Annotated in this window: 26 protein-coding genes; 14 read left to right on the top strand and 12 right to left on the bottom strand. The window is 61.4% G+C overall.

Annotated elements, in window-relative coordinates:
- The first annotated feature begins 218 nt into the window (after positions 1-218).
- Positions 219-3,596: a PAS domain-containing hybrid sensor histidine kinase/response regulator gene (locus tag N1937_RS15965; RefSeq protein WP_260056531.1), complete on the top strand. Its 3,378-nt coding sequence runs from the start codon at positions 219-221 to the stop codon at positions 3,594-3,596.
- On the opposite strand, the gene N1937_RS15960 is transcribed toward N1937_RS15965, so the two are convergent.
- The 3 genes from N1937_RS15960 to mnmD all read right to left on the bottom strand — a co-directional run bounded on the left by N1937_RS15960 (position 3,590) and on the right by mnmD (position 4,942).
- The gene (locus N1937_RS15960; RefSeq protein WP_170257231.1) at positions 3,590-3,898 is read right to left on the bottom strand and encodes a type II toxin-antitoxin system RelE/ParE family toxin; all 309 of its coding nucleotides are present in this window, start codon (positions 3,896-3,898) and stop codon (positions 3,590-3,592) included. The genes N1937_RS15965 and N1937_RS15960 overlap by 7 nt on opposite strands.
- A complete protein-coding gene (locus N1937_RS15955) occupies positions 3,895-4,143 on the bottom strand; it encodes a type II toxin-antitoxin system ParD family antitoxin (protein WP_017965450.1) in 249 nt (82 codons plus the stop codon). The genes N1937_RS15960 and N1937_RS15955 overlap by 4 nt, the downstream gene beginning before the upstream one ends.
- 82 nt (positions 4,144-4,225) lie before the next feature.
- The gene (gene mnmD / locus N1937_RS15950; protein WP_222295092.1) at positions 4,226-4,942 is read right to left on the bottom strand and encodes a tRNA (5-methylaminomethyl-2-thiouridine)(34)-methyltransferase MnmD; all 717 of its coding nucleotides are present in this window, start codon (positions 4,940-4,942) and stop codon (positions 4,226-4,228) included.
- Here mnmD and N1937_RS15945 point away from each other — a divergent pair.
- From N1937_RS15945 to N1937_RS15910, 8 genes are all read left to right on the top strand, one after another.
- Complete coding sequence (locus tag N1937_RS15945; protein WP_222295091.1) at positions 4,941-6,119, top strand: NAD(P)/FAD-dependent oxidoreductase; 1,179 nt, start codon at positions 4,941-4,943, stop codon at positions 6,117-6,119. The two genes, mnmD and N1937_RS15945, sit on opposite strands and share 2 nt — an antisense overlap.
- A gap of 114 nt (positions 6,120-6,233) precedes the next feature.
- Entirely contained in the window at positions 6,234-6,941 is a 708-nt protein-coding gene (locus N1937_RS15940) for a DUF1045 domain-containing protein (protein ID WP_017965447.1), read from the top strand.
- Positions 6,942-7,068: 127 nt separating this feature from the next.
- Entirely contained in the window at positions 7,069-7,992 is a 924-nt protein-coding gene (puuE, locus tag N1937_RS15935; protein ID WP_222295090.1) for an allantoinase PuuE, read from the top strand.
- Positions 7,992-8,492, top strand: coding sequence for a 2-oxo-4-hydroxy-4-carboxy-5-ureidoimidazoline decarboxylase (gene uraD, locus N1937_RS15930; RefSeq protein WP_017965445.1), 501 nt, complete (start codon positions 7,992-7,994; stop codon positions 8,490-8,492). The genes puuE and uraD overlap by 1 nt, the downstream gene beginning before the upstream one ends.
- Positions 8,489-8,851, top strand: a complete 363-nt coding sequence (locus N1937_RS15925) for a HepT-like ribonuclease domain-containing protein (RefSeq protein ID WP_017965444.1) — start codon at positions 8,489-8,491, stop codon at positions 8,849-8,851. The genes uraD and N1937_RS15925 overlap by 4 nt, the downstream gene beginning before the upstream one ends.
- A 4-nt stretch (positions 8,852-8,855) precedes the next feature.
- On the top strand, positions 8,856-9,356 hold the full coding sequence (locus N1937_RS15920; RefSeq protein WP_032985313.1) for an ureidoglycolate lyase: 501 nt from the start codon (positions 8,856-8,858) through the stop codon (positions 9,354-9,356).
- Entirely contained in the window at positions 9,353-9,709 is a 357-nt protein-coding gene (gene uraH / locus N1937_RS15915; RefSeq protein ID WP_003541961.1) for a hydroxyisourate hydrolase, read from the top strand. The genes N1937_RS15920 and uraH overlap by 4 nt, the downstream gene beginning before the upstream one ends.
- Before the next feature lie 3 nt (positions 9,710-9,712).
- Positions 9,713-10,453, top strand: coding sequence for a metallophosphoesterase family protein (locus N1937_RS15910; RefSeq protein ID WP_162116450.1), 741 nt, complete (start codon positions 9,713-9,715; stop codon positions 10,451-10,453).
- Between the two features lie 135 nt (positions 10,454-10,588).
- On the opposite strand, the gene N1937_RS15905 is transcribed toward N1937_RS15910, so the two are convergent.
- From N1937_RS15905 to N1937_RS15890, 4 genes are all read right to left on the bottom strand, one after another.
- Positions 10,589-12,340 (bottom strand): flotillin family protein, encoded by a 1,752-nt coding sequence (locus tag N1937_RS15905; RefSeq protein ID WP_162116451.1) that lies wholly within the window; start codon positions 12,338-12,340, stop codon positions 10,589-10,591.
- On the bottom strand, positions 12,337-12,984 hold the full coding sequence (locus tag N1937_RS15900) for a YqiJ family protein (protein WP_260056530.1): 648 nt from the start codon (positions 12,982-12,984) through the stop codon (positions 12,337-12,339). The genes N1937_RS15905 and N1937_RS15900 overlap by 4 nt, the downstream gene beginning before the upstream one ends.
- Before the next feature lie 5 nt (positions 12,985-12,989).
- Complete coding sequence (locus N1937_RS15895) at positions 12,990-14,126, bottom strand: PspA/IM30 family protein (protein ID WP_085991561.1); 1,137 nt, start codon at positions 14,124-14,126, stop codon at positions 12,990-12,992.
- Positions 14,127-14,289: 163 nt separating this feature from the next.
- Positions 14,290-14,901, bottom strand: a complete 612-nt coding sequence (locus N1937_RS15890) for a CDP-alcohol phosphatidyltransferase family protein (RefSeq protein ID WP_017965438.1) — start codon at positions 14,899-14,901, stop codon at positions 14,290-14,292.
- A 201-nt stretch (positions 14,902-15,102) separates the two neighbouring features.
- Between N1937_RS15890 and N1937_RS15885 the strand changes: the two genes are divergently transcribed.
- Genes N1937_RS15885 through N1937_RS15875 form a run of 3 tightly spaced genes read left to right on the top strand, consistent with a single transcriptional unit; the run spans position 15,103 to position 18,662 of the window.
- Complete coding sequence (locus N1937_RS15885) at positions 15,103-16,887, top strand: bifunctional alpha/beta hydrolase/class I SAM-dependent methyltransferase (RefSeq protein ID WP_260056529.1); 1,785 nt, start codon at positions 15,103-15,105, stop codon at positions 16,885-16,887.
- A 9-nt stretch (positions 16,888-16,896) separates the two neighbouring features.
- A complete protein-coding gene (locus N1937_RS15880) occupies positions 16,897-18,225 on the top strand; it encodes a phosphatase PAP2/dual specificity phosphatase family protein (RefSeq protein ID WP_260056528.1) in 1,329 nt (442 codons plus the stop codon).
- A complete protein-coding gene (locus N1937_RS15875; RefSeq protein ID WP_017965435.1) occupies positions 18,222-18,662 on the top strand; it encodes a hypothetical protein in 441 nt (146 codons plus the stop codon). The genes N1937_RS15880 and N1937_RS15875 overlap by 4 nt, the downstream gene beginning before the upstream one ends.
- A 64-nt stretch (positions 18,663-18,726) precedes the next feature.
- Here the strand turns inward: N1937_RS15875 and N1937_RS15870 are convergent, their stop codons facing one another.
- From N1937_RS15870 to puuD, 3 genes are all read right to left on the bottom strand, one after another.
- Positions 18,727-19,869, bottom strand: coding sequence for an alpha-hydroxy acid oxidase (locus N1937_RS15870; RefSeq protein ID WP_260056527.1), 1,143 nt, complete (start codon positions 19,867-19,869; stop codon positions 18,727-18,729).
- Between the two features lie 122 nt (positions 19,870-19,991).
- Positions 19,992-21,302 (bottom strand): guanine deaminase, encoded by a 1,311-nt coding sequence (guaD, locus tag N1937_RS15865; protein ID WP_260056526.1) that lies wholly within the window; start codon positions 21,300-21,302, stop codon positions 19,992-19,994.
- Positions 21,299-22,537 (bottom strand): urate hydroxylase PuuD, encoded by a 1,239-nt coding sequence (gene puuD / locus N1937_RS15860; RefSeq protein ID WP_260056525.1) that lies wholly within the window; start codon positions 22,535-22,537, stop codon positions 21,299-21,301. The genes guaD and puuD overlap by 4 nt, the downstream gene beginning before the upstream one ends.
- A 365-nt stretch (positions 22,538-22,902) precedes the next feature.
- Between puuD and N1937_RS15855 the strand changes: the two genes are divergently transcribed.
- Positions 22,903-23,235: a hypothetical protein gene (locus tag N1937_RS15855; RefSeq protein ID WP_026154268.1), complete on the top strand. Its 333-nt coding sequence runs from the start codon at positions 22,903-22,905 to the stop codon at positions 23,233-23,235.
- Positions 23,236-23,290: 55 nt separating this feature from the next.
- Here N1937_RS15855 and gcvA read toward each other — a convergent pair whose 3' ends face one another.
- On the bottom strand, positions 23,291-24,187 hold the full coding sequence (gene gcvA, locus N1937_RS15850; RefSeq protein WP_017965430.1) for a transcriptional regulator GcvA: 897 nt from the start codon (positions 24,185-24,187) through the stop codon (positions 23,291-23,293).
- A gap of 101 nt (positions 24,188-24,288) precedes the next feature.
- Between gcvA and N1937_RS15845 the strand changes: the two genes are divergently transcribed.
- Positions 24,289-24,492: a hypothetical protein gene (locus N1937_RS15845; protein ID WP_260056524.1), complete on the top strand. Its 204-nt coding sequence runs from the start codon at positions 24,289-24,291 to the stop codon at positions 24,490-24,492.
- Here the strand turns inward: N1937_RS15845 and xdhC are convergent.
- A complete protein-coding gene (gene xdhC / locus N1937_RS15840) occupies positions 24,468-25,283 on the bottom strand; it encodes a xanthine dehydrogenase accessory protein XdhC (protein ID WP_260056523.1) in 816 nt (271 codons plus the stop codon). The two genes, N1937_RS15845 and xdhC, sit on opposite strands and share 25 nt — an antisense overlap.
- Positions 25,284-25,440: the final 157 nt, after the last annotated feature.

The following is a 25,440-nucleotide window of genomic DNA, read 5'->3' as shown; positions in this document are numbered from 1 at the left end:
TTTTCGTCATGATTTCAACGGATCCGAACGTCGAAAGAAATTATTGCCGGCGTCCTTTCAGTCTCGAGCAAGCCGGGGCTGGTAATCTCGGATTATCTTCAGCTTGGTGAGCCGGCTTGTAAAATTCCGCTGTCGAAATTTATGGTTAAAACCTTGTTAAAAGCCTTGGCGTTATAGTTTTTGTAGTCGATATTTCGTTCATTGCGGGAGCGATATTTTTGAAATCAGCCGGGGAACTTCTGGAGTTGGCTTGCCGCCGGATCGCTGATCTGGATACCCCGGCCTATGTGAAGAACAGCGAGCTGCGTTATATCGCCGTCAACGAGGCCTATGCCCGTTTCCTCGGCCGCGAGATCTCCGATTTCATCGGCAGGCGCAGCCGCGAGCTTCTCGACCGTCCTGAAGAAGAGGATCGTGAGGACAAGGAGCGCCGCGCACTGGTGTTCGGCACAGAGGAAAACGCCATCTGCTTTGATGCGGCCGGCCTCAGCCATGAGCGTATCCAGATCGAAAGCTTTTCGCCATCGCCGGAGCGAGCCTATGTGCTCGGCATCTTCGAAGTGCGCGAGACGCCACGCCGCGCCCTTGGAGACGGGAAGGGCGCCGACGATCATGGCCTTGCCGGCGATTTCGCCCGCGTGCGCGAGGCGCTGGAAAAGCTCGACCACCCGATCGGCATTTTTGCCGAAGACGGCCGGCCTCTGGTCATCAACGCCGCCTATCGCAACGGCGGGAAACCCGTAGCCCCTACCGATTCGAGCTGGCACGCGAGCGTCGACGAACGAGACCTGCTGCGCACCATCATGGAGGATCTGCCGGTCGCAGTTTTCGTGCGCGACGAGAAACATCACCTCGTCTATGCCAACCAGTATTATGAGACTTTCAGCGGCCACCAGCGCTCGCGGGTGCTGGGAATGACCGAATATGAAATGTTCGGGCCGGAGGGCGGCGAGGCGATCTACCAGGAAAACCGGCTGTCGCTGGAACAAGACCTGTCGCAGGAGCTGGAAGGCGTAATGCCGAGCAAGGATGGCCGCATCCATCCCGTGATCTCGCGAGTCAAGCGTGTCGTGACGGCGGATGGGCGAGCCTATGTCGTCGGCTCCTTTTCTGACATTTCACCGCTCAAGGAGCGGGAGAAGGCACTGATCGAAGCGCGGAAGCAGGAAGAAGTGCTGCACCGGGATATCGAGAATATTCTGCGCTCGCTGCCGGTCGGCGTGCTGATCCTCGATAACGATCACCAGATCCTCTACGTCAACGACGAATTCTACAGCATCTGGGAACTGCCGCTCGACGACCCCTTTGACGGGCGCCCCTTCATCGACGTCATCCGTCGCAATTATGAGCTCGGTCGCTACGACGGCACGCAGACACCCGAGGAAATCTACGCTTTCCGCAAGCACCTGTTCGAAACCGAGGAGCCCGAGCCGATCGAGCTCGGCTGGGCGGGCGGCAAATCCGTCATCTTCGATAGCCGCCGTATCTCCAACGACCGGATCCTGCTCACCTATGCCGACATCACGGCCGTGCGTGAGCGGGAAAATGAAGTCCACGAGGCCCGCGCCGCGCTGGAACAACTCGGCGAGATGATGCGCGACGCGACCCATGCCATGCCACAGGGCCTGGCCATCGTTCAGGACGGCATTATCAAGCTGTCCAACGAGGCGCTTTCTGACATCTTGCAGATTCCGGCCACCTATCTCGAAACCGGCGAGGGCTGGATTGGCATGTTCGAATTTTGCGCGGCGCGTGGCGATTTCCACGATGCCGCCGCCGAAATCCTGCAGGGCTGGCGCGACAATATCGCGGCCAGGCTGCCGATTTCCACCGTCTTCCATGTCGACGGCGAGCGATGGGTAAACATGGATGCGACGGTCAGCAAGGGGCAGCACTGGGTGGCGCTCTTCACTGACGTCACCGAGCTCAAGAGCCGCGAGGAGGAACTGCGCCAGTTGCTGTCGCGCGCCGAAGCCGCCGATCGCGCCAAATCCGAATTCCTTGCCAATATGAGCCATGAGATCCGCACGCCGATGAACGGCGTGCTTGGGATGGCGGAACTGCTTGCCAAGACCAATCTCGATACGCGCCAGAAGACCTTCGTCGACATTATCGTCAAATCCGGCAATGCGCTGCTGACGATCATCAACGACATCCTCGACTTCTCGAAGATCGACGCCGGGCAGATGAAACTGCGCAAAACCGCCTTCGATATTACCGAAGCGGTGGAGGATGTGGCGACACTCTTGTCCTCGCACGCCGCCGAGAAGAACATCGAACTCCTGGTGCGGGCCGCACCCGATTTGCCCGCAGCCGTGATCGGCGACGCCGGGCGGTTCCGCCAGATTGTCACCAATCTCGTCGGCAATGCCGTCAAGTTCACCGAGCGTGGCCATGTCTTCGTCGATGTCGGCTTCGAGCCGGCCGCCGGCGGCGAGATCATGGCGTGCATCCGTATCGAGGATACCGGGATCGGCATCCCACCGGAGAAGCTCGAATCGGTCTTCGACAAATTCTCGCAGGTGGACGCCTCGTCGACCCGGCGGCATGAAGGAACCGGCCTCGGTCTTGCGATCACCGCCGGGCTGGTCGACCTTTTCGGCGGTTATCTCAACGTCGAAAGCGAATGGGGCAAGGGCTCCGTCTTCACCATCAACCTGCCGTTTGCGGTGGCTGCCGCTCGCCTTGAGCCGAAGCCGTTGCCGATCAACGTGCAGGGTGCGCGTATCCTCGTCGTCGACGACAATGAAGTGAACCGGCGAATCCTCACCGAGCAGCTGTCTCTCTGGGGCTTCGACGGCGTTGCCGCCGAGGGCGGCGGCACCGGGCTTGCGATCCTGGAGGCGGCGGCCGGTCTCGGCATTACCGTCGATGCCGTCGTGCTCGATTATCACATGCCCGATATGAACGGCGCCGATGTCGCGCGCCGGCTGCGCGCCGATTCCCGCTTCGTCGAACTGCCGATCATCTTCCTGACGTCGATGGATATTTCGGGCACGGAGAAGGAATTCGCGGCGCTGAACGGCCATGCGCATCTGATGAAACCGGCGCGCGCCAACGTGCTGCGCAACACCGTCGTCGAGGTGGTGCGCGCCAGCCGCGTCAAACAGGCCTCCGAGGCCGAGATCGCCCGGCTGCAGACGGAAGTGGTCGTGCCGGGGCCGGCGCCCGTGCCGCAGAAAAGGGCCGCTGAATTCGTCGACGTGCTCGTCGCCGAAGACAACGAGGTCAACCAGATCGTCTTCACGCAGATCCTGCAAGGCACGGGTCTTTCCTTCCTCGTCGTCGACAATGGCGAGGAAGCGGTCGCCGCCTGGGAGCGGTATACGCCGCGCATCATCATGATGGACGTCTCGATGCCCGTCATGAACGGCCATCAGGCGACGCAGACGATCCGCGAACGGGAAAAGGGACAAGGCCATCGAGTGCCAATCATCGGCGTCACCGCCCATGCGCTCGAAAGCGACCGCGAGCTCTGCCTCGATGCCGGCATGGACGACTACATGTCGAAGCCGATCAGTCCCGAACTGCTCGAGGAAAAAATCCGCCAGTGGCTCGGAACGAGCGAGCAGCAGCCGGAGCGCACCAGCTACTGATTTGAACCTTCGGAAAACAGGATGCTCTCGAAATCCTGGGCGCCGTTGAGGATATGCAGGATCTCGATACGATCCTCGCCAACGCGATAAAAGACCAAATAGTTGCCGTAAGGACGGCGGCGAACGCCGGTGCGTTCGTAACGTGGAACCAATGAAAAACCGTTCGGCGTTTCGGCCAGACGCTCACACCGTTCCAGCAGTTCTTGAATGAAGCTTGCCGCCCGCTGCGGATTGTCCTCAGCGATATAGTCGCCAATACGTTCGAGATCCGCCTCCGCCTGGGCGGTGATGAGGACGATCACGAACGGCCGTCATATTTGGCCGCAAGGCGGGCGGCGACATCGCTGATGGGCTTGAAGCGACCTGCTTTCGCGTCGGCGATCCCCTGGCTGATTGCCAGATCGAGCGCCATCAACCGTTTTTCCCGCTCCTCGACAAGCCGGACACCTTCCCGCAGAACTTCACTGCGAGAGTTGTAACGCCCCGATTTCACAAGTTCGTTCACATAGTTTTCGAGTTGCTGTCCAAGATTCGCGCTGCTGGCCATACTGGTTCCTCTCGGACTATTATCGCACAGAGTGATAACTGTTAGCAACTCAGCCGTTTGAATCGATCGCACTTGCCCGAGTTTACTTGATGCCGCAGAGCATTTCGCGCTTGCCGGCAAAGCCCTTGCGGCGCTCGACGGCAAAACCTGCAGCGATGAGATTGCGGCGCACGAAGCCGGCCGCCGCATAGGTGGCGAAAGTGCCGCCGACTGCGCTTTTCTCGCAGACGAGCCGCATCAGTTCTTCCGACCACATATCGCTGTTGCGCGACGGGGCGAAGCCGTCGAGATACCAGGCGTCGAAGCCGGGTTTGGCTGCTGCAACGCCATCGAGCGCGCGGCCGCAGACCACGCTGAGCGTCGTCTGAGAATCGAGGTTCAGCGAGACGGTGCCAGCAGGCGCTTGCGGCCAAGCCGCCGTCAGCGATCCGCCTTCGACATCGATCTCCGGCCAATGCGACAGCGCCCTGCCGATTTCTTCGCTGCGCATCGGATAGAGTTCGAAGGAGATGAAATGCAGGTGCTGGCCGTTCGCACGATGCAGCTTCCATTGCCGCCAGGTTTCAGTGAAGTTCAGGCCGGTGCCGAAGCCGAGTTCTCCGATCTGGAATCTCTGCCGCCCATTCCAGCGCTCCGGCAGGCCGTTGCCGGCGAGAAAAACGTGGCCGCATTCCAGCCGCCCATCGGTCTGGCAATAAAAATGATCGCCAAAGGCGGTGGAATAGGGCATATCGCCGTCGCGCCATTCGAGCGGCTGCGGCGCGCCCGCGCCAATCTGATCGGGGTTCACGTCTGTCATGGAAAAAGCCGATAGTCCTCAGCCGGTCTCAGGTCAATCGTCCTCAGAATTGCTGATTGTCGGCGGCGGCATCATGGGGCTCTGGGCGGCCGTCCATGCCGAACGCCGGGGAATCCGTGCTCTAATCGCTGACGCCGGCAGGTTGGGCGAAGGTGCAAGTGGTGGCCTGCTCGGCGCGCTGATGCCGCATATGCCGGACCGGTGGTCGGAGAAGAAGCAGTTCCAGTTCGATGCGCTGGTCTCGCTCGAAGCCGAGATCACAGCGCTCGAAGCGGAGACCGGGCTTTCCGCCGGGTATAACAGGTCCGGACGGCTGATCCCGCTGCCGAAGCCGCATCTCAACAAAATAGCGCGTGGCCATTTTGAGGACGCCGAACGCCATTGGCGGGCGGGCGAGCGCCGCTTCCACTGGCATGTGCTCGACGGTCTTGATATGGACGGTTGGATCGAGGCGTCTGCCGGCGAGAGCGGCTTCGTACACGACACACTCGCCGCCCGCGTTGCGCCCCGCTTGCTGATCGCAGCACTCATCGCCTTCCTGCGGCGGGCAAAGCATGTTCGCATCCAGGAGCATGCGGCGATTGCCGGCCTCGATCCCGGTCGCGGTACGGCCGAAATCAACGGCGAAACCATCGTTTTCAGTCACTGCATCCTGGCCGCCGGCCATCAGTCCTTTCCGTTGTTGCAGGTCCTGACGCCGGGGCTGAAACAGCCGCTCGGCCAGGCGGTCAAGGGGCAGGCAGCGTTATTGAAAGCCGATATCGACCCGGCGCTGCCGACGATCTTCCTCGACGGGCTCTATGTCGTCGCGCACGAGGGCGGGCAAGCGGCAATCGGCAGCACCAGCGAGAATCGTTTTGACGACCCGACGTCGACCGATGCCCAGCTCGATATGCTGATCGAGGCGGCGCGCGGCATCGTGCCATCTCTTCGCGACGCCCCCGTTGTCGAGCGCTGGGCCGGGCTTCGCCCAAAGGCGATAGACCGGGATCCGATGATCGGCCGCCATCCCGATCATCCACGCCTGATCGCGCTGACCGGCGGCTTCAAAGTCAGCTTCGGCCTCGCCCACCGGCTGGCGGAGGCGGCGATATCAATCGCAGACGATGCAGACTGCGGATTTTTGCTGCCGGAAAGCTTCGCAATTTCAAGCCACATCGCGGCGGCTTCACGTTAAACGTGAATTAGGCGCTGCTTCGTTTCGTTATTCTGTCATGCAAATCACCTATCTGCTTGCGCATCGACAGCGCCGGATCTGAACGGCGCTTACTTCCTTGATGGAGGAAATTGCATGCGCTATGCCATTTGCTTCACGCCTCCGGCGAGCGACCTGTTGTCGCTCGTGGCCGCCAATTGGCTTGGCCGAAACGTGTTTTCGGGCGATATGATGGAGCCTCCGGCAGTTCGTGGCCTCGGTATTCACGAGATCGCCTTCCATACCGCCGTGCCCCGGCGCTACGGTTTTCATGGCGTCTTGAAAGCGCCATTTCAGCTGTCCAACGACATGTCCGAATCGCAACTTCTGCGCGATCTGATGCGTTTTTCCGGGACCTTCGTTCCCTTTCAGATTCCGCGTATCGAAGTCGCCCGGCTCGGCAATTTCTACAGCTTGCTGCCGAGCACGCCTTGCGAGCAGATCCAGTATCTCGCCTCGGCGATCGTGCAGGAATTCGATCGTTTCCGCGCACCGCTCAGCGAGGCCGAGATCGAACGCAGTGATCCGGACGGGCTATCGGCGGCACAGTTTGCCAACCTTCATCGCTGGGGCAATCCCTATGTGATGGAAGAGTTCCGCTTTCATATGCCGGTGACAGGCCCCGTCAACGCGATCGACATGCCGCGCATCGAGCCGGCGCTGCGGACGATCTTCGAGCCTGTCCTGAGTGAGCCGGTCACGGTTTCGAACGTGGCGCTGATGATCGAGGAGGGCACGGGCGGCCCTTTCCGCGTTCATTCGCTGCATCCGATGGGTAAGGTCAGCGCGCGCAGGATCGCCTGACGAACTAATGCCTCAAAGGTTAGCGCCGGAGCGCCGGCGTTCGGACAGAACTCCGTTGCGCAGTTTCCGGCTCGACATTCCTGCTACGGATGCTACCGTTTCCTCTGTCTTTTCAGAGGGTGATTTAATGGTATCCGAGACTTATCCGCGCAATCTTGTCGGCTATGGGCGCCTGACGCCCGATCCGAAATGGCCGGACGAGGCGCGTGTCGCCGTGCAGTTCGTCATCAACTACGAGGAAGGCGGCGAAAGCTCGATCCTCGACGGCGATGCGGCCTCCGAAAACCTGCTGTCGGAGATCGTCGGCGCGGCTGCCTGGCCGGGACAGCGCAACCTCAACATGGAATCGATCTACGAATATGGTTCGCGTGCTGGCTTCTGGCGGCTTTGGCGGATGTTCACCGATCTCAACGTGCAAGCGACCGTCTACGGCGTGACGCTGGCGATGGCCCGCAACCCCGAGGCCGTCGCCGCGATGAAGGAGGCCGGTTGGGAGATCGCCAGCCACGGCTACCGTTGGCTGGAATACAAGGATTTTCCCGAGGATCTGGAGCGCAAGCATATCCTCGAAGCGGTGCGCCTGCATACCGAACTTACCGGTGAGCGGCCCTATGGCATGTATCAGGGCAAGCCTTCCGACAATACGCTTCGGCTGGTGCAGGAGGAGGGCGGTTTCCTCTATTCCTCCGATTCCTATGCCGACGACCTGCCTTACTGGGTGAAGGGCGTCGACGGGAAACCCTTCCTGATCATCCCCTATACGCTCGAAACCAACGACATGCGTTTTGCCACGCCGCAGGGCTTCAATGCCGGCGATCAGTTCTTCACCTATCTAAAGGACGCCTTCGACACGCTTTACGAGGAAGGCAAGGCGGGCAGCCCGAGGATGATGTCGGTCGGCCTGCATTGCCGCCTCGTCGGGCGCCCGGGCCGGGCGGCGGCGTTGAAGCGCTTCATCGAATATGTACTGAAGCACGACAAAGTCTGGATTCCGCGCCGCATCGAGATCGCCGAGCACTGGCACAAGCACCATCAGCCGGAAGCGCTGTGATGATGTCGCGCGAGGATTTCGTCTCCCGCTTCGGCGGCGTCTTTGAACATTCCCCTTTCATCGCCGAGCGCGCCTATGACGCCGGCCACGTGACGGAGCCACTGGCGGCAGCCGGTGTGCATGCGGCCCTTGCCGCCATCTTCCGGGCGGCAAGCCCGCAGGAGCGTCTCGGGGTGCTCTGCGCCCATCCCGATCTTGCCGGGCGCCTTGCCATCTCTGGCGATCTCACGGAAGACAGCCGGAAGGAGCAGTCCGGCGCCGGTCTCGACCGCCTGAACCCGGCCGAACATGCCCGCTTCACCGAACTCAATTCGGCCTATGTCGAAAAATTCGGCTTTCCCTTCATCATCGCCGTCAAGGGGCTTACAAAGGACGACATCCTGTCGGCGTTCGAAGCGCGGATCGGCAATGGCCGAGACGAAGAATTGGCGACCGCGGCCGCGCAAGTCGAGCGGATCGCGCTGCTGCGCCTGACATCGATGCTGCCGGAGGCTGAATGAAAGAGCGGCGAGCGATCGACTATCTCAATGAGATGTATGAGGCGGCATCCGAAGCGCTGACCTTCGTCGGCGGAATGGATGAGGCTGCGTTTACCGGGGACAAGCTCACCTTCAAGGCGGTTGTCTTCTGCCACTTCACCATCGGTGCGGCGGCGTCCCGCCTGCTGGTGACACATCCGGAATTTGCGACCGAGCATCCCGACTTGCGGTGGACGAAAATCTGCGGCACGGGCAACCGTATCCTCGACGATCTCTTCGATCTCGATCCCTCCGAGATCTGGGAGGCGACGTATCGCACACTGCCGGAGCTTCTCTCCGCGATCGATGCCATCCGTCACTGGCATGCGCAAGGCGAGTGAAGTCATGCCCGATTTTCTCGACATCCGCCCGCTCACCCGATCCACCTTTGCTCCCTTCGGCGAGGTGATCGAGGCCGATCCGGCCGCAATGCGGCTCATCAATGGCGGCACAACGGAGCGTTTCCATGCGCTCGCCGCCACTGAGGCGACGGGCGAGGATGCGCGCGTCGTCATCAACCTCTTTCGCGGCCAGCCGCGTAGCTTCCCCTATGAAGTCACCATGATGGAGCGCCATCCTTTCGGCAGCCAGAGTTTCTCGCCGGTCTCGGGCCGTCCTTTTCTCGTCGTCGTCTCCGAGGATGAGAACGGCCGCCCGGGCAGGCCGCAGGTGTTTCTTGCGCGCGGCGACCAGGGGGTGAACTATCGCCGCAACGTCTGGCATCATCCGCTGATGGCGCTTGGCCAAGCCTCAGATTTCCTGGTCGTCGACCGCGACGGACCGGGCAACAATCTGGAAGAATTCTTTTTCGAAACCCCCTATATCATCGAAGAGCCAGCCCCATGACCGGACTGACCACGCATGTTCTCGACACCGCTCTCGGCAAGCCGGCCGAAGGCTTGAGGATCGATCTTTTCCAGCTCGACGGCGAGATTCGCAGGCATCTGAAGACGGTGGAGACCAATGCCGACGGCCGGGTTGATGGCGGCCCTATCCTTATTGGTGAAAATTTTCGAGCCGGTACCTACGAACTGGTCTTCCATGCCGGCGATTATCTGAGGGCCAGCGGCACGCCGCTGCCACATCCCGCCTTCCTCGATCTCGTGCCGATCCGCTTCGGCATTGCCGACGTCACGGCGCACTATCATGTGCCGTTGCTGATATCGCCCTATGGTTATTCTACTTACCGAGGGAGCTAGAAAATGCGGTTTGCAGCAATTGCCGATATCCACGGAAATCATCTGGCGCTCGAGGCAGTGCTTGCTGATATTCGCGCGCAAGGCGTCGAGGAGATCGTCAATCTCGGCGATTTCTTCAGCGGCCCGCTCGAGGCCGGCAGGACGGCAGACTTGCTGATGCCGCTCGGCCTGACGTCGGTCCGCGGCAATCACGACCGCTACCTGATCGAACAGGATCCGGCGGCTATGCATGCTTCGGATGCCGCCGCCCATCGGCAATTGACGCCACCTCATCTCGACTGGCTGCGCGGCCTGCCATTCGATATCGTCTATCGCGGCGAGGTCTATCTCTGCCACGCGACGCCGAAGGACGACAATGTCTACTGGATGGAATCGGTTTCGCCGGAGGGCTTCGTCTTCCTGAAGCCGATCGAAGCGATCGAGGCGCTGGCCGAAGGCATCGACCTGCCGCTGATCCTCTGCGGCCATAGCCACATTCCCCGCGCCGTGCGGCTTTCCGATGGCCGCCTCATCGTCAATCCCGGCAGCGTCGGATGCCCGGCCTATGACGACGAACTGCCCTATTACCACAAGGTGGAGGCTGGCCATCCGCTGCCGAGCTACGCCATTCTGGAAAAGACGGCGGGCGGATGGACGTGGCAGTTCCGAACCGTCGTCTACGACCATATGGCGATGTCGGCACTGGCCGCCGAAAGGGGCCGTGCCGACTGGGCGAGCGCGCTGGCAATGGGTTGGGTGAGATAGAGCATGATGCCGAAAATTGTGAGCAGTTTTCAGGCGACATCATGCTCTAACTATTTAATTTAGAACAGAATTCAGATTTTAGGCCGAACCGGCCTAAAATCATCCTGTTCTAGTCCAGACCCGCTTGCGCGGCGATCAGTCCTTCTTTGGTGCCGGCTTCGGCGCCGGAGGGATGATCGTTTGTGTCGGGGCTGCGGCCGGTATTGCCGGCTTTGCCGGGGCGGGCGTTGCCGGTCTTGCCGGTTTTGCTCCATCGAGATTTCCCAGAAGGGATGAGATGGCATCGTCGCCCTCGAAGCCGGCTTCCTTCATCAATTTGTCGAGAATCGGTTTGTTCGCCTGGTAGGAGAGGAGCTGGCCGGCCAGTCCTTCGCCAAGCCCGATACCGTTTCCGCCGGTCGCTCCATTTCCGCGACCGAGCATGCCGCCGGTGTCGAATATCCTGATATCGGAGATTTTCTCGATCGGCTTGACCGCTTCGGCGAGCGCCTGCGGAATGATGCGGATCCGTTCGCGGGTGATCTCGAACTCGATGATAGCAGAGCTCAGCTTGTTGCGCGCGTCGTTGAGCAATGCCTCGCTCTCGGCCGCGGCCTTGCCGGTTTCGAGAATGCCCTTGGCCTTGATGATCGCCGCATCCGCCTCGGCGGTTGCGAGCGTCTTGATGGCTTCGGCCTGGTCGCTTGCCGCCTGTTTTTCGGCCTCGGCGCCGACGGTGACGGCAGTCGCTTCCGTCTCGGCTTTCTTGCGCGCATCGATCACGGCAATCTGCTTTTCGCGTTCGGCAATCTCGATCGCCTTGGCGGTGCCGACCTTTTCTTCTGCTGCTATCGCCAGCGCGCGGGCCGTTTCAGCCGCCGCCTTCGCCTCGGATTCTTCACGGCTCTTGTTGGCAACGGCGATCGCGCTCTCCTGTGCCACGATCTGGAGGTCACGCTTGGCTTCGGTTTCGCGTTGCTGGACGGCACGGGCGGCGTCGATGTTGGCGCTTTCGCGAGCCTGTTTGGCAGATGCCTCGCGTTCGGCGATCGCCTGTTCGGAAGCGATTCGGGCTTCCTCCTCGGCGCGTTTTGCGGCCTGCTCCTGCTGCGCGGTTTCGGCGCGTGTCGCCGCGGATTTGTTGGCGATGTCCCGTTCCTGGCTGAGTTCGGCTTCCCGCTTGGTCCGCTCGATGGTCAGCGATTGCTGACGGGCCTCGAGATCCTTCTGGGCGATGGCGACTTCGGTGTCGCGAACGATCTCGTTTCGCTCCTTCTTGCGTCCCTCGGTGATGCGGGTCAATGCCGCGAGGCCCTGCGCGTCGAAGAAGTTGTTGGCGTTGAAATGCTTGATGTCGGTCTGGTCGAGGCGTGTCAGCGACACGGATTCGAGTTCGAGGCCGTTCGACTGAAGATCGGCGCCGACAGCTTCTTGCACGGCCTTGACGAAATCCATGCGCTGTTCCTGCAGCGCGTCGAGATTCATCGTCGCGGCCACCGAGCGAAGGCCGTCGACGAATTTCGCCTCGATCAGGATGCGCAGAGCCTCGGCGTCGTTGGTGCGGTTGCCGAGTGTCTGAGCTGCAAGCGCAATTGAGGAGGCATCGGGTTTCACGCGTACATAGAACTCGGCGCCGATATCGACGCGCATGCGGTCCTTGGTGATCAATGCATCGCCTTCGCCGCGGCGAACCTCGAGCCGCAGTGTCTTCAGATTGACCCGAGCGGTCGAGTGGAAGATCGGCAGGACGACCGAACCGCCGTCGAGCACGACCTTCTGGCCGCCGAGACCGGTGCGCACATAGGCCTCGTCGCGGCTGGAGCGCGTGTAAAGCGAGGCGAGGACAAAACCGATGCCGAAGATCAGAACAATCCCAATGCCGGCTGGTAGAATAACGTCGTACATCATTGCTGCTCCCTCAAAGAGTGATTGTCCGCATCGGCGGGGTCAACCGGCGCGGGAATGGCGATAAACACATTTGCCTTGTGATCGACGAGAAGTATCGAAGCGCCGATCGCGAGGGGACCTTCGCCCTTGGCGGCTCGGGCTCGAAGCACATGCCAGTTTCCATGCTGATCCTTGACGCGGACGCGGCCTGGCAGCCCCTGATCGAGCGGGCCGATCGAAACCTCGGCGGTCCGGCCGAGCAGGGCGTCGAGATCGACCGCATAGGTCTCGTCGTGCGGTACGATACGCGCCACGGTTCTGCTCGATGCCCTGACCATGGGGATGGTTGCCAGCGCGGCAGGTATGACGGCTATCAAGCTTGGCAGTGGCGCCCAGAAGGCGTTGGCGACGGCCTGCAACGCAAAGCCCGTCATCGCGAACAAGCCGAGCGTCAGCATCATGAGAATCAGCAGGGGAACACCGCCGAGATTGAGCCAGGAAAGGTAAGCCAGGATGCCGTCATGGCCATGAACCTCCGGCTTTCCCAGAAATTCCGTCATCGAAAAGCCCATGACCATCGCGAGCATCTCGATCGCGGTCAGGCCGACAAGGATAGTTGCGGCGATGGCGAAGGGCGCACATTCCGGTGAGAAAAGGAGCTCCATCGGCGCTACCGGTTATCCGCTTTGAAGCGGGCGAGGCGGGCTTCGATTGCCTGTTCGCGGTGCAACCGGTCGAGTTCGTCCAGTTCGGAACTATGGGCATGCTCGCCAGCGGGAACCCCGGTCAGCCGCGAGACCGCTGCGGCAGCGCGGGCGGCGTCCGGACCCGGTGCCGGCTGGCTTTGGCCGGTAGCGTGCTCGGGATGCCTTGCGATGCTGCGCTTGAAATCGGCAAGGCGAGCATCCGCCTCGCGGCGCGTGGCGAGCACGGCCTGCAGGGCTTTCTGGCCTTCGTCCACCTGTTCCCTGGCATCGGCCAGCGCCTTGTCGAGCGCTGCGATTTGGGATTCGAGATCGATCTGGCGGGCAACGCCGGCCTTTGCCAGGTCATCCCGCTGAGACGAGACGGCGAGGCGGATCTTGGAGTCGAGCGCGTTCATGTCTTCGACGATTTCGTCCCGGCGGCTCTGGATGCGGTATTCCTCCGCGCGAGCCTTGCCGAGATCGGTGCGGGCGTCTTCCGCTGCCGCATCGATCTCGCGGATCGCCTGTTCGATGACGGCGATCTTGTTTACGCCTTCCGCCTTGTCGATCGCCGCATTCGCGATACCCGCGATCAGGCGACCCATGCGTGAGAGAATGCCTTCGTTCGTCATGTTTTCCTCCATCGGAGCGGAATTCGGCGTGACGCCGATGTGAATCTCGTAGCGATCCCGGCCCGCAACGAGGTAGGCCGGAAAAATACTCTCCCATCCCCGTGAATAACCCGCGACATCGTAGGGCACGGCAACGCGTCCGTGCACTGTGGCGATCGTCAGGTCCGAGGGCCCTTTGATGGCGAAGAGCTTGTCATCGAGCGGCAGATATGGCGGATCGGCGCTCACGCCGCGATTGGCGGCGAAATCGCGGAGGCCGAGTGTCACCAGCCGTGCTGGCAAGCTTGTCTGCTCGCGGACTGTTTCATAGGCAAGCTCATGCAGGACGACGAGATTGGCGCCCGCCCTGTCGTGGATGAGTTCACTGAGGATGTCGATCATCCTCCGATAGGCGGCAACAGTATCGTCCAGCGCCTGCCGGGCAGAATCATCAGGCGCCAGCGTGTAGCGCAGTAGCGATGGGTGGGGTGTCTTGCCTGTGTTCGCCATGAAATAAAACATAAAGCACCGCTTTGGTGCTTTCAAGGTGCAGCGCTAAAAATGCAACCTATGTTTAACATGCAGTTGAAGGAGGAAGGCAGGGTCGATCAATCGAGACATTTCATGAGCTCCGGCTGGCGGCAGTGAAGCGGCGGCAGATCGGCTCCGCTCGCTACCGGGTGGCTGTGTGGGCCTCGCGAATACCGGCGCTGATGCGGTTGATGATCGTCCATATGAGAAGTAGAGCCACCACCGCCCAAAGCCACGATGTCCATGCTGCAAACGTCCCACCGACCGCGACAAAGGTGCCGAGCGCGCCGAAAAGCACCGCACGGTCGCTTTTGCCCAGCGGCCCGTCGTAACGGCGGCTTGCGCCGACCGTTTGACCCAGAACGCCGGTAAATTCCGTCAGCGCCGAGAGGAATATGACTGATATCGCCGGCATCAAGCCGTTCGGATCGATGAGCGCGAACGGCAAATACAGGGCGACATCCGACACGACATCACCGATCTCGTTCAGATACGCGCCTAAAATGCTCTTCTGCCCATGTTCGCGCGCAAGCATGCCGTCAATGGCGTTGAGGCCCATGCGCAGGAGAAACCATATAGGCACCAGCAGGAACCAATGCGGAAGCCGGGCGACGCTCAGAAAAAGGCCCAATGCAACCGAGACGGCGGCGGCAACTGAAGTCACCTGATTGGCGGTGACGCCTCGCGCCGCGAGGGAGCGCACGAGAGGGCGAAGAATATTCTGAAACCGGGACTTCAATTGATAAACAGACATGCGACCTCAGTGGAATATCGTGGCGTTTGATCAGTCTATCTCGGCTCGGGCAGTGAAGATCGTCGTAGCTGTGAGGAAGCCCGCACTTTATATCGGTTCACGCATAGGACTTACATTTGCAACTAGACTTTTGCAATGAAAGCAAATCACTGTGCTCGCCAATGGATGAAATCTATCCACCTATCAGAATTGGAGAAGACCGTGCTGCAAACTGCCGATAGCGAGCAACCGTCCTCGACGGCCAGACCAATGCGTGAATCCGAATTCGCTTCGCATGACGGTACTCGACTGTTTTACCGGATGTGGCCCGCGACCGGGGCTTCCCCGAAGGGCGCAGTCATTCTTCTCCATCGCGGCCACGAGCATGGCGGCCGCGTCGCCCATCTCGCCACCGAGCTCGGCCTCGATGATTTTTCCTTCTACGCCTGGGATGCACGCGGCCAAGGGCGTTCACCGGGAGAGCGCGGCTATTCGCCATCCTTTGCGGCCTCGGCGCATGATCTTGATTGCTTCGTTCGCCATGTCAGCGAGACAAGCGGTGTTTCAGTCGAAGACATCGCCGTCATTGCACAGAGCGTCGGCGCGGTTCTGGCCACCACCTGGGTGCACGACTATGCGCCGCCAATCCGTGCGCTCGTGCTGGCCTCCCCAGCCTTCAGCGTCAAACTCTACGTGCCTTTTGCCAAGGAAGGCGTTGCGCTCTGGGAAAAGCTCAAGGGGACATTCTTCGTTAACTCCTATGTCAAGGCGAGGTTTCTGACGCATGATCCCGAGCGGATCGCCTCGTATGAATCCGACCCATTGATCTCCCGGCCGATTGCCTCCAACATCCTGTTGCAGCTCTATGAGGCGGCGGCCCGCGTCGTCGGCGACGCCCGCGCCATTACGGTTCCAACCCAAATGCTGATCTCGGGGAGCGACTGGGTGGTGCGACAGGCACCGCAGCACCGGTTCTACGAAAACCTCGGCAGCCGAATCAAGGAACGGCATGTGCTTGCCGGCTTCTACCATGACACGCTTGGCGAAAAGGACCGCGCAATTGCGCTCGCCGAGATCCGCCGTTTTATCGATGCACGTTTCGCCGAGCCTCGGGCGCCTGTCGACCTTCGCACCGCCCATATCCAGGGCTATACCAAGGATGAGGCCGACCGGCTTGCGAGCCCTCTGGATGCCACATCTCCACGCGGCATCTACTGGGCGCTCAGCCGTCTCAACATCAGGCTCGGCGCGCTGGTGTCCGAAGGCATAAAGACCGGGGTCAAGACCGGTTTTGATTCCGGCTCGACGCTCGATTACGTCTACGAGAACAGGCCGCGCGGGCTCGGTCCCGGCGGGCGGTTGATCGACAAGGTGTTCCTCGAGGCGATCGGCTGGCGCGGCATCAGGCAGCGCAAGCTGCATTTGCAGGAACTAATCGACCGCGGGCTGCTGCACCTGAAAGCAGCCGGCCGCAGTACTCATATACTCGACATAGCGGCCGGGCACGGCCGCTATGTCCTTGATGCAATCGAGACCGCTGCCGCGCGTCCCGATAGTGCGCGGTTGCAGGACTATTCCCCGGTCAACGTCGATGCCGGCCGCAACAGCATCGCCGCGCGGGGACTGGGCGATTTCGTCAGTTTCCGTCAGCAGGATGCCTTTGACGGCGAAGGGCTGGCTGCAATCACACCGGCGCCGGATCTCGCGATTGTCTCCGGCCTTTACGAGCTGTTTTCCGACAATGCGATGATCGCCGCTTCGCTCGGCGGGATCGCCCGCGCGATGCGGCCCGGTGGCCTGCTGGTCTACACCAACCAGCCATGGCATCCGCAACTGGAGATGATCGCCCGCGCCCTGACCTCTCATCGCGGCGGCGAGGCATGGGTGATGCGGCGGCGGACGCAAGAGGAAATGGACCAGTTGGTCGCGACAGCCGGTTTCCGCAAGATCGAACAGCGCATCGACCAGTGGGGCATTTTCACGGTCTCGCTGGCCGAGAGAGTTTGAGGGCAAAGGGTGGAGAAGGCACGTTCTACTTTTTCCCAGGGAACACCGGTCCCGAAGCGGGCGGCGCTCTGGCTCGCCTTCCTTGCGCCGTTCTTCTATCTCAGCTATGGCGGCGCCAATTGGCTGGCTTCGCAGCGCGCTGACGTGCCGAACGTCGCCTTCGCATGGGAAAGCGCCATTCCTTTCCTCGGGTGGACGATCATTCCCTATTGGTCGATCAATCTATTCTATGCACTCTGCCTGTTCATCAACACGACGCCGCGCGATGCGGATAGGCTGGCGAGGCGTTATCTAACGATCCAGATAATAGCCGTCGCCTGCTTTGTCGCGTTTCCGCTCGAAGCGACCTTCGTGCGGCCGGCAACGAGCGGCCTGCCTGGTTTCATGTTTGCCGTGCTCGGCGGCTTCGATAAGCCGTTCAACCAGGCGCCGTCGCTGCATATCGCGCTCCTGGTGGTGATCTGGGACCATCTGCGCGGCCGGTTGCCGCACAAGGCACGCTTCCTCTGGCACCTCTGGTGCTTCCTGATCGGTGCCTCCGTGCTGACCACGTGGCAGCATCACGTCATCGACATACCGACCGGCATGCTGCTCGGCTTTTTTGCCGCCTGGCTTTTTCCGCGCGATGCCGGTTCGCCTCTTGCGAATTTTGCGATGAGCGGCGATCCAAAGTCGCGCCGTCTCGGCATCTATTATCTATGTGGTGCCGTCGCATTTCTCGGCCTTGCGGCGCTCTTCACTCCTCTATCGGCGGCAGCCCTGTTGTTGCTCTGGCCGGCTGTTGCGCTGGCGATCGTCGCACTCGGATATTTCGGCGCCGGCCCGCAGATATTCCAGAAACGCGTCGATGGCCGGGCAACGCTTGCCGGCCGCTGGCTGCTGGCACCTTACCGGCTCGGCGCTCTCATCAATATTCGGCTCTGGACCCGGAGAATGCCGGCTTCTGTGGCGATCGCCGACGGCGTCCATCTCGGTCGTTTTCCGCGTCGCCACGAGGCCAACCGTTTTGCCACGGTGATCGACATGACCGGCGAACTTCAGCGCCCGAGCGGGACGCTCGCGCGCTGGTGCAGCTTTCCGACCCTTGATCTTACAGCCATCAACAAGATCCAGGCGCTCGCCGCGGCAAACCTCATCGAGATTGCGCGCCAGCAGGGACCGGTTCTCGTCTGCTGTGCGTTGGGCTTCCAGCGGAGCGCCTGCGTCATCGTGGGTTGGCTGCTCATCAGCCGACGTTGCGAAGATCCAGCCGAAGCAGTGCGGCTGATCGAACGGGCGGGGCGGCGTATTCATCTGCCCGCAGAAAGTATCCACGCCGTGACGGAGGGCTTGCAATGACGCAGTGGAATGCCGCGGCCTTGGCGGCAGCGCGAAATCTCGGCCGCAATTCGATCGTCTGCGGGCTGATAGCGCTGCTGCCACTGATTGTCGGCCCAATTATCGCGGGATATCGAGGCTTCGCTCCATCGCTCGGCTGGCTTTCGATGCTCGTTTGCTGCGTGATTGTCCTTGCGCTGGCGGTCCATCTTCTCTTCGATGCGCTGCTGTTTCGTCTCGCGTCGAGCCACGAGACCGAGGCCGCCGGTCTTGCCGCCGTCGACGACCTGCTGTCCAGGATGCAGCTTCGCAAGCCTGAAAAGACGCCGATTGGCCTGGAGAAGCGGATTGCCGGATCGCGCCGCATCGTCTGGCGGCAGCGTTTTGCACTCGCCGCCTGTCTCGTGATTTTCGCGATCCTTCTGCTCGATGCAAGCGACAGCCTGCCGCTATGCTGAATCGCATGCGGTCGATTGTTTGATGGCTGGATCGTTACTCTTCTAGGCTGGCTTCTCAAGCAGGTCACTGCCGCCCGTCGATGATCGACGAATTCACGTCATTGATGTCGCGCTTGCCGCAGAGTGCCATGGTGATGTCCATCTCCTTGCGGATAATGCCGAGCGCCAGCGATACGCCTTCCTTGCCCATGGCGCCGAGACCATAAAGGAAGGGGCGGCCAATGTAGGTGCCCTTGGCGCCGAGCGCCACGGCCTTCAGCACGTCCTGGCCGGAGCGGATGCCGCCGTCGAGATGGACCTCGATACCGTCGCCGACGGCATCGACGATCTTCGGCAGCATGCTGATCGATGAGGGGGCGCCGTCAAGCTGACGGCCGCCATGATTGGAGACGACGATCGCATCGGCGCCGGTGTCGGCGGCCGCCTTCGCATCCTCCGGATCGAGTATGCCCTTGATGATCAGCGGGCCGCCCCATTGTTCCTTGATCCAGGCGACATCGGCCCAGGACAGCCGCGGGTCGAACTGCTCGTGCGTCCATGCGGCGAGCGAGGCAATATTGGAGACATTCTTCGCATGGCCGACGATATTGCCGAAGCTGCGGCGCTTGGTCTGCAGCATATCCAGGCACCAGAAAGGCCGGGTCGCCATCTGCCAGACATGTTTCGCCGTGAATTTCGGCGGTGCCGACAGGCCGTTGCGCAGGTCCTTATGCCGCTGGCCGAGGATCTGCAGATCGGCGGTCAGCACCAGCGCCGAGCATCCGGCCGCCTTAGCGCGATTGATGAGGTTGAGGACGAAATCCTTGTCCCTCATCACATAGAGCTGGAACCAGAAAGGGCGCGCCGTCGCTGACGCCACGTCCTCGATCGAGCAGATGCTCATCGTCGAAAGCGTGAAGGGAACGCCAAACTCCTCGGCGGCACGTGCCGCCAGCATCTCGCCGTCGGCATGCTGCATGCCGGTCAGGCCGGTTGGCGCCAGGGCCACCGGCATCGACACTTTCTGGCCGATCATCGTCGTTGCCAGCGTGCGGTCGGTCATGTCGACCATCACCCGCTGGCGCAGCTTGATGTGGCTGAAATCGCTCTCGTTGGCTGCATAGGTCGATTCCGTCCAGGCGCCCGAATCCGCATAGTCGAAAAACATCTTCGGCACACGGCGCTGTGCGAGCTTTTTCAGGTCGGCGATGGTGAGCGGCGTGGCCATGAATTGAACCTTCACATTTGAATGCAGCCATGGGCCATAACATGAATTTCGCCGGAGCGTTACGGGAAATTGGGGCCGCGCCGGCTGCATTTCGCGGTTCGAATCCGAGAGTAACAGGCGTGTCAGCAAAGCTGCGCCTTTAACGCAACACCGGCCACATAGGTCTCGGCGATCGCCCGATCGTCGCCCATCGTCTGCAGCAGGAAGAGTTCCTCGGGCAGCGTCTTCACCACTTCCATCTTCAGCGCCATGGCGGGTGTCGCCGCTGCATCGAGAACGACGAGATCGGCCTCTGTGCCGGGTTCCAGCGTACCGATCCGGTCCGCCAGCGACAGCGCCTCGGCATTGCCGCGGGTCATCAGATAGAAGCTTTCCAGCGGGTTCAGCCGTTCGCCGAGCAACTGCTGGATCTTGTAGGCCTCATCCATCGTCCGCAGCATCGAATAGCTGGAACCGCCGCCGATGTCGGTCGCCATGCCGATGCGAACCGGCTTTTCCCGCCGCGCCAGCGCCTTCAGCGGAAACAGGCCTGAGCCGAGGAAGAGGTTCGAGGTCGGGCAGTGCACGGCGACGGCGCCTGCCTCGCTCATGACATCGGCCTCACGCTCGGACAGGTGGATGGCGTGGCCGAAGAGGCTTTTCGGCCCGAGCAGGCCATAGCGGGCGTAGATGTCGGTATAGTCGATCGCGTCGGGATAGAGCTCGCAGGTGAATTTGATCTCGGCGTGATTTTCCGAAAGATGCGTCTGGATGTACAGGTCGGGAAATTCGCGGGCAAGGGCTGACGTCGCTTCCATCTGCGCCGGTGTCGAGGTGATGGCGAAGCGCGGGGTGATGGCGACGTGGTTGCGGCCCTTGCCGTGCCAGTCCGATATCACCTGTCGGGTCTCGTCATAGCCCATCTCGGGCGTGTCGAGCAGGCCCTGCGGGGCGTTGCGGTCCATCATCACCTTGCCGCCGACCATGCGCATGTTGCGCCTCATCGCCTCGGCGAAGAAGGCGTCGGCCGAGGTCTTGTGCACGGAGCAATAGGCGACCGCCGTGGTCGTCCCGTGGCGGATCAGTTCGTCGTAGAAATGCGTGGCGATCCTTTCAGCATGGGTACTTTCGACGAAACGGCATTCCTCTGGAAAGGTGTAGGTGTTCAGCCATTCGAGCAGGTTGGCAGCGTAGGAGGCGATCACCTGCATCTGCGGAAAATGCAGGTGCATGTCGATGAAGCCCGGCATGATCAGATGCGGGCGGTGGTCGATCTCGGCCGTGTCCGCGGCTGCCTTTGCCTTGATCTCGGCATAGGGGGCCACCGCCGCGATCAATCCGTCTTCGATCAGCAGGCCACCATCCTCTTCGTAAAGATAGCTTTGGCTGTCGGCGAGGCTTAGCGGCGCGCGCCGGAAGGAAAGCAGGCGGCCGCGCAGGAGTGTCGTCGTCATTGTTTCTTGCCTTCGACTGCGCTCTCGAACCATGCGACGAGCAGCTTGCGCTCGTCCGGCGTAATATCGGTGATGTTGCCGGGTGGCATGGCATGGCTGCGGCCCGCCTGTATATAGATCTCGCGGGCATGGGCGGCGATACCAGCGTCGTTTTCGAGCATCACGCCCTTCGGCGGCCGCACGATACCCTCATAAACCGGCTCGGCCGCGTGGCACATGGAACAGCGCGTCGAGACCAGCTGCTTGACGGCGGGGAAATGCGGATCGCCGGCAAATTGCTGGAAGGCGGGTGCAACGGCTGCCGCATCCGTTTCGCCGGTCAGCAGCTTCGGCACGGTCGAAAGCCACATGATCAGGATAAAGAGGATGACGGTGACGATCCAGGTCCAGGTCGGCCGGCCTTTCCTCGCATGCGTCGTGTTGAACCAGTGGCGGATGGTGACGCCCATCAGGAAGACCAAAGCGGCGATCACCCAGTTGAACTGCGTGCCGAAGGAGAGCGGATAATGGTTCGACAGCATGAAGAAGATGACGGGCAGCGTCAGGTAGTTGTTGTGCAGCGAACGCTGCTTGGCGACCTGTCCGTATTTGGGATCGGGAACCCGTCCGGCGATGAGGTCGGCGACGACGATCTTCTGGTTCGGAATAATGATCATGAAGACGTTGGCCGACATGATCGTCGCGGTGAAGGCGCCGAGATGCAGGAAGGCGGCACGGCCGGTGAAAAGCTGCGTATAGCCCCAGGCCATGAAGACGAGCACGACGTAGAGCACCGCCATCAGTCCCCAGGTGTTCCGCCCAAGCGGCGACTTGCAGAGCAGATCGTAGGCGACCCAGCCGAGGGCAAGCGATGCCAGTGAGATCAGGATCGCGACGGGCGGGCTGATATCGAGCACGTGCCGGTCGATCAGGAAGAGGTCGGCGCCTCCGTAATAAACGATACACAGCATCAAAAAACCGGAAATCCAGGTGAAATAGCTCTCGTATTTAAACCAGGTCAGGTGCTCCGGCATCTGGGCGGGCGCCACCAGATATTTCTGGATATGATAGAAGCCGCCGCCATGGACCTGCCATTCCTCGCCATAGGCGCCGGCTGGCAGATGTGGGCGCTTCACCAGTCCGAGATCGAGCGCGATGAAATAGAAGGACGATCCGATCCAGGCGATCGCGGTAATGACATGGAACCAACGCGCCGCGAAGGCGAGCCATTCCCATGCTATGGCATATTCATACATCGAGTTCCCCTATCTTCCTCCGACTCGCGACATTGCGGAAATTTTGGCGGGGAGGGAAGAGGAGATTGAAGAACTGCACACGCGCAACGACCGGCGCGGCCAAGGAGCAATGGCAGAATCGCCGCGCCCGTCGAGATCTTCGGCCGTTTTGCCGAAGTTACCGATCGCGGTCGGATCACCGATCTTCTGTCGCGTGCCTAAAAGCTGCCGAGAAGGCTGTGCATTATCTCTGACTTATACTGAATCTGCTAATTCAGCAGATCTTGAACTGCGACGACTCGATTACAGTTATTTTTGCAGGCCGCCGGAATAAAATAAGAACTGTTAGATCATCGGCGGCGCATTCATCGACGGAGAAGATGCCGATGCGCAGTATTCTGACGTGTGTGATGATTGCCTATGCGTCGTTGGCGACGGCTCACGACGCACCCTCGGGGTGGAGTTACGACCCCTATTGTTGTAACGGCGACAGTCATAATGGCGATTGCCAGATGATCCCATCGAAAAGCGTGGCAGTGACGCCAGGCGGATATCGTGTGACGCTGCTGCCGGGCGACCACCGGATGGTCACGCATGCTCATGTCTTCCTGCTGCCGATGACGAAGGCGATGCAATCCGGTGACAACGACTATCATCTCTGTCTGTTCCCGAACGAGGATACGCCGCGCTGTTTCTACGCGCCGGAGATGGGATATTGAAGGCGGGACCGCAGGACCGGACCCAGCTCATGAAACGGGTCCGGCGTGCGATGCTCTAATTTCCGGCTGCCTTCATCTCCTCAAGGATCCAGTTGCGGAAAGCCTTGATCTTCGGCACGTTGCGACGGTTTTCGGGGTAGACGAGCCAGTAGGCCTTGCCGTCGCTGCGGGTCAGTTCGAAGGGCTGATAGAGCCGGCCGAGCGCGATCTCGGCGGCATAGAAGGAAGGATGAAGGATGGCGACGCCATGGCCGGCGATTGCCGCGTCAGCTTCCACTGCCTGCGAGCCGAGCTGGTTGCGCGGGCGCCGATCGAGATCCGTCTCGGTGACGCCGGCTGCCTCGAACCATTGTTTCCACCAGATGTCGCCGGCGTCGAAGAGATCGAACTTCAGGAGATCGCGCGGCTCCCTGATGCCGCCTGCCGTCTCCGCCAGCTTCGGGCTCAGCATCGGCGTGAACTCCAGACCCATCAGCCGGTGCAGCGTCAGCCCCGGCCAGTTGCCGTCGCCCCAGCGGATGCCGACGTCGATCTGCTCGCGGGCGAAGTCGATGATGTCAGAGCTCGCCTGAAAGCGCACCGCGATTGCCGGATGCTTCAAGTGGAAGGAGCCGAGGCGCGGCGCCAGCCATTTCGAGGCGAAGGTATGGGTCGAACTGATCGCGAGCGTGCCTTCGACGCTGTCGCGCGCCGTTGCCATCGCGTCGTGCAGCATGGCAAAGGCTTCGGTCACCTTCGGCGCCAGCCGCTCGCCGGTCTCCGTCAGTGCGATCTGGCGGGGACGGCGCAGGAAGAGCGGCTCGCCGACATTCTCCTCCAAAAGCTTGATCTGGTAGCTGACGGCCGTCTGTGTCATGCCGAGCTCGTCGCCCGCCTTGGTGAAGCTTCCGAGCCGGGCAGCGGCCTCGAAGACGCGCAGCGCATTCAGCGGGAATTGTTTGGAGAGTTTCATGGATAAGTTCTCTTGATGCAGGCAGACGGTCGTTCGATTGGAATTGCAGCATTTTTGGCGGCAAACTGCAACTCATACCATCAATCTATCGAGGTGATCTCATGGACTGCCATGTTATCGAAGAGGGCCGGCCGCAGCAGAGAATCCGGATTTTCCGGCGCATTGCCGGCTGGCTGGCAAGCGGCGCCGATCGTTTCCGCCGTCTACCCCGGCTCGACCTCAATGCGGCCCCCGATCGCGTCAAGCGCGATCTCGGTTTCCTCGACGGACGCGATCCCTACTACGAAGACGAACGCATGCGGTAGGCGCCGAGCGCCGTCAGGATCTCGGCGGCGGTCATGGCGGCGATCACCTCAGGGCGCTTGTCCCTGACCGCCGCGCCGCCGATCGGCAGCGTCAGCAGCTTCATCCAGCCGCGCTCTCCGCCGCCTTCACGGGAAAGCCAGCTTGCGAAGGTGGCGCGCTTGGTCGCCGAGCCGATCATGCCGGTATAGGCGAGGTCGGTTCTCTGAAGCGCCTCGCGGGCGATGAGGAAATCCAGCGCGTGGTCGTGCGTCAGGATGACGACCGCGCCGCCGGCCGGAATATCCTTCACCAGTGCTTCCGGCATCGGCGTGAGCCGCGTCTTCGTCTTGGAAGGCAGGTTGGCGAGTTCCTCCCGCCGCGTCTCGACGACCGTCACCGACAGTGGCAGCGGCGCAAGGGCTGTTGCCAGCGCCCGGCCGACATGGCCGGCACCGAAGAGATAGACCTCCGGCAGACGCTCGACCTCACTGGTTAGCCTGGCCTCGATTTCTTCAGCAACCTCCTGCGTCACTCGGCGAAACCGCAACTGTGTGCGCCCACCGCAGCACTGACCGATGTCAGGTCCGAGCGGGATATCCATCTGCGCCACCCCGCCGGTTCCCGCGAGCATGCCCCGCGCATTCGCGATCGCCATGAACTCGAACTGCCCGCCGCCGATCGTGCCCCACAATGCGGTTTGCGATACCAGCATGAAAGTACCGGCCTCGCGTGGGGTCGAGCCCTGCGTGCCGGTGATGTCGACGAGGATGCAGTCTGGGTGGGCGGCGAGGAAAGGGGGAATGTCGGTCATGAGTGGATAATCCCGCAACCTTGGGAGTATGGCGGGAAGACCCCCTCATCCGACCCTACGGGCCACCTTCTCCCCGCTGGGGAGAAGAGGGAGCATGCGGCGCTCTCAACGATCCTATCTGCGCTCTTACGTGTGGTGTCTTCTGGTACGGTGGCGG

Origin of the sequence: Rhizobium sp. WSM4643 (assembly GCF_025152745.1) — a bacterium.
Lineage (GTDB): Bacteria > Pseudomonadota > Alphaproteobacteria > Rhizobiales > Rhizobiaceae > Rhizobium > Rhizobium leguminosarum_I.
The sequence above is the reverse complement of the archived record's forward strand: the minus strand, read 5'-3'. Positions and strand labels throughout refer to the sequence as shown.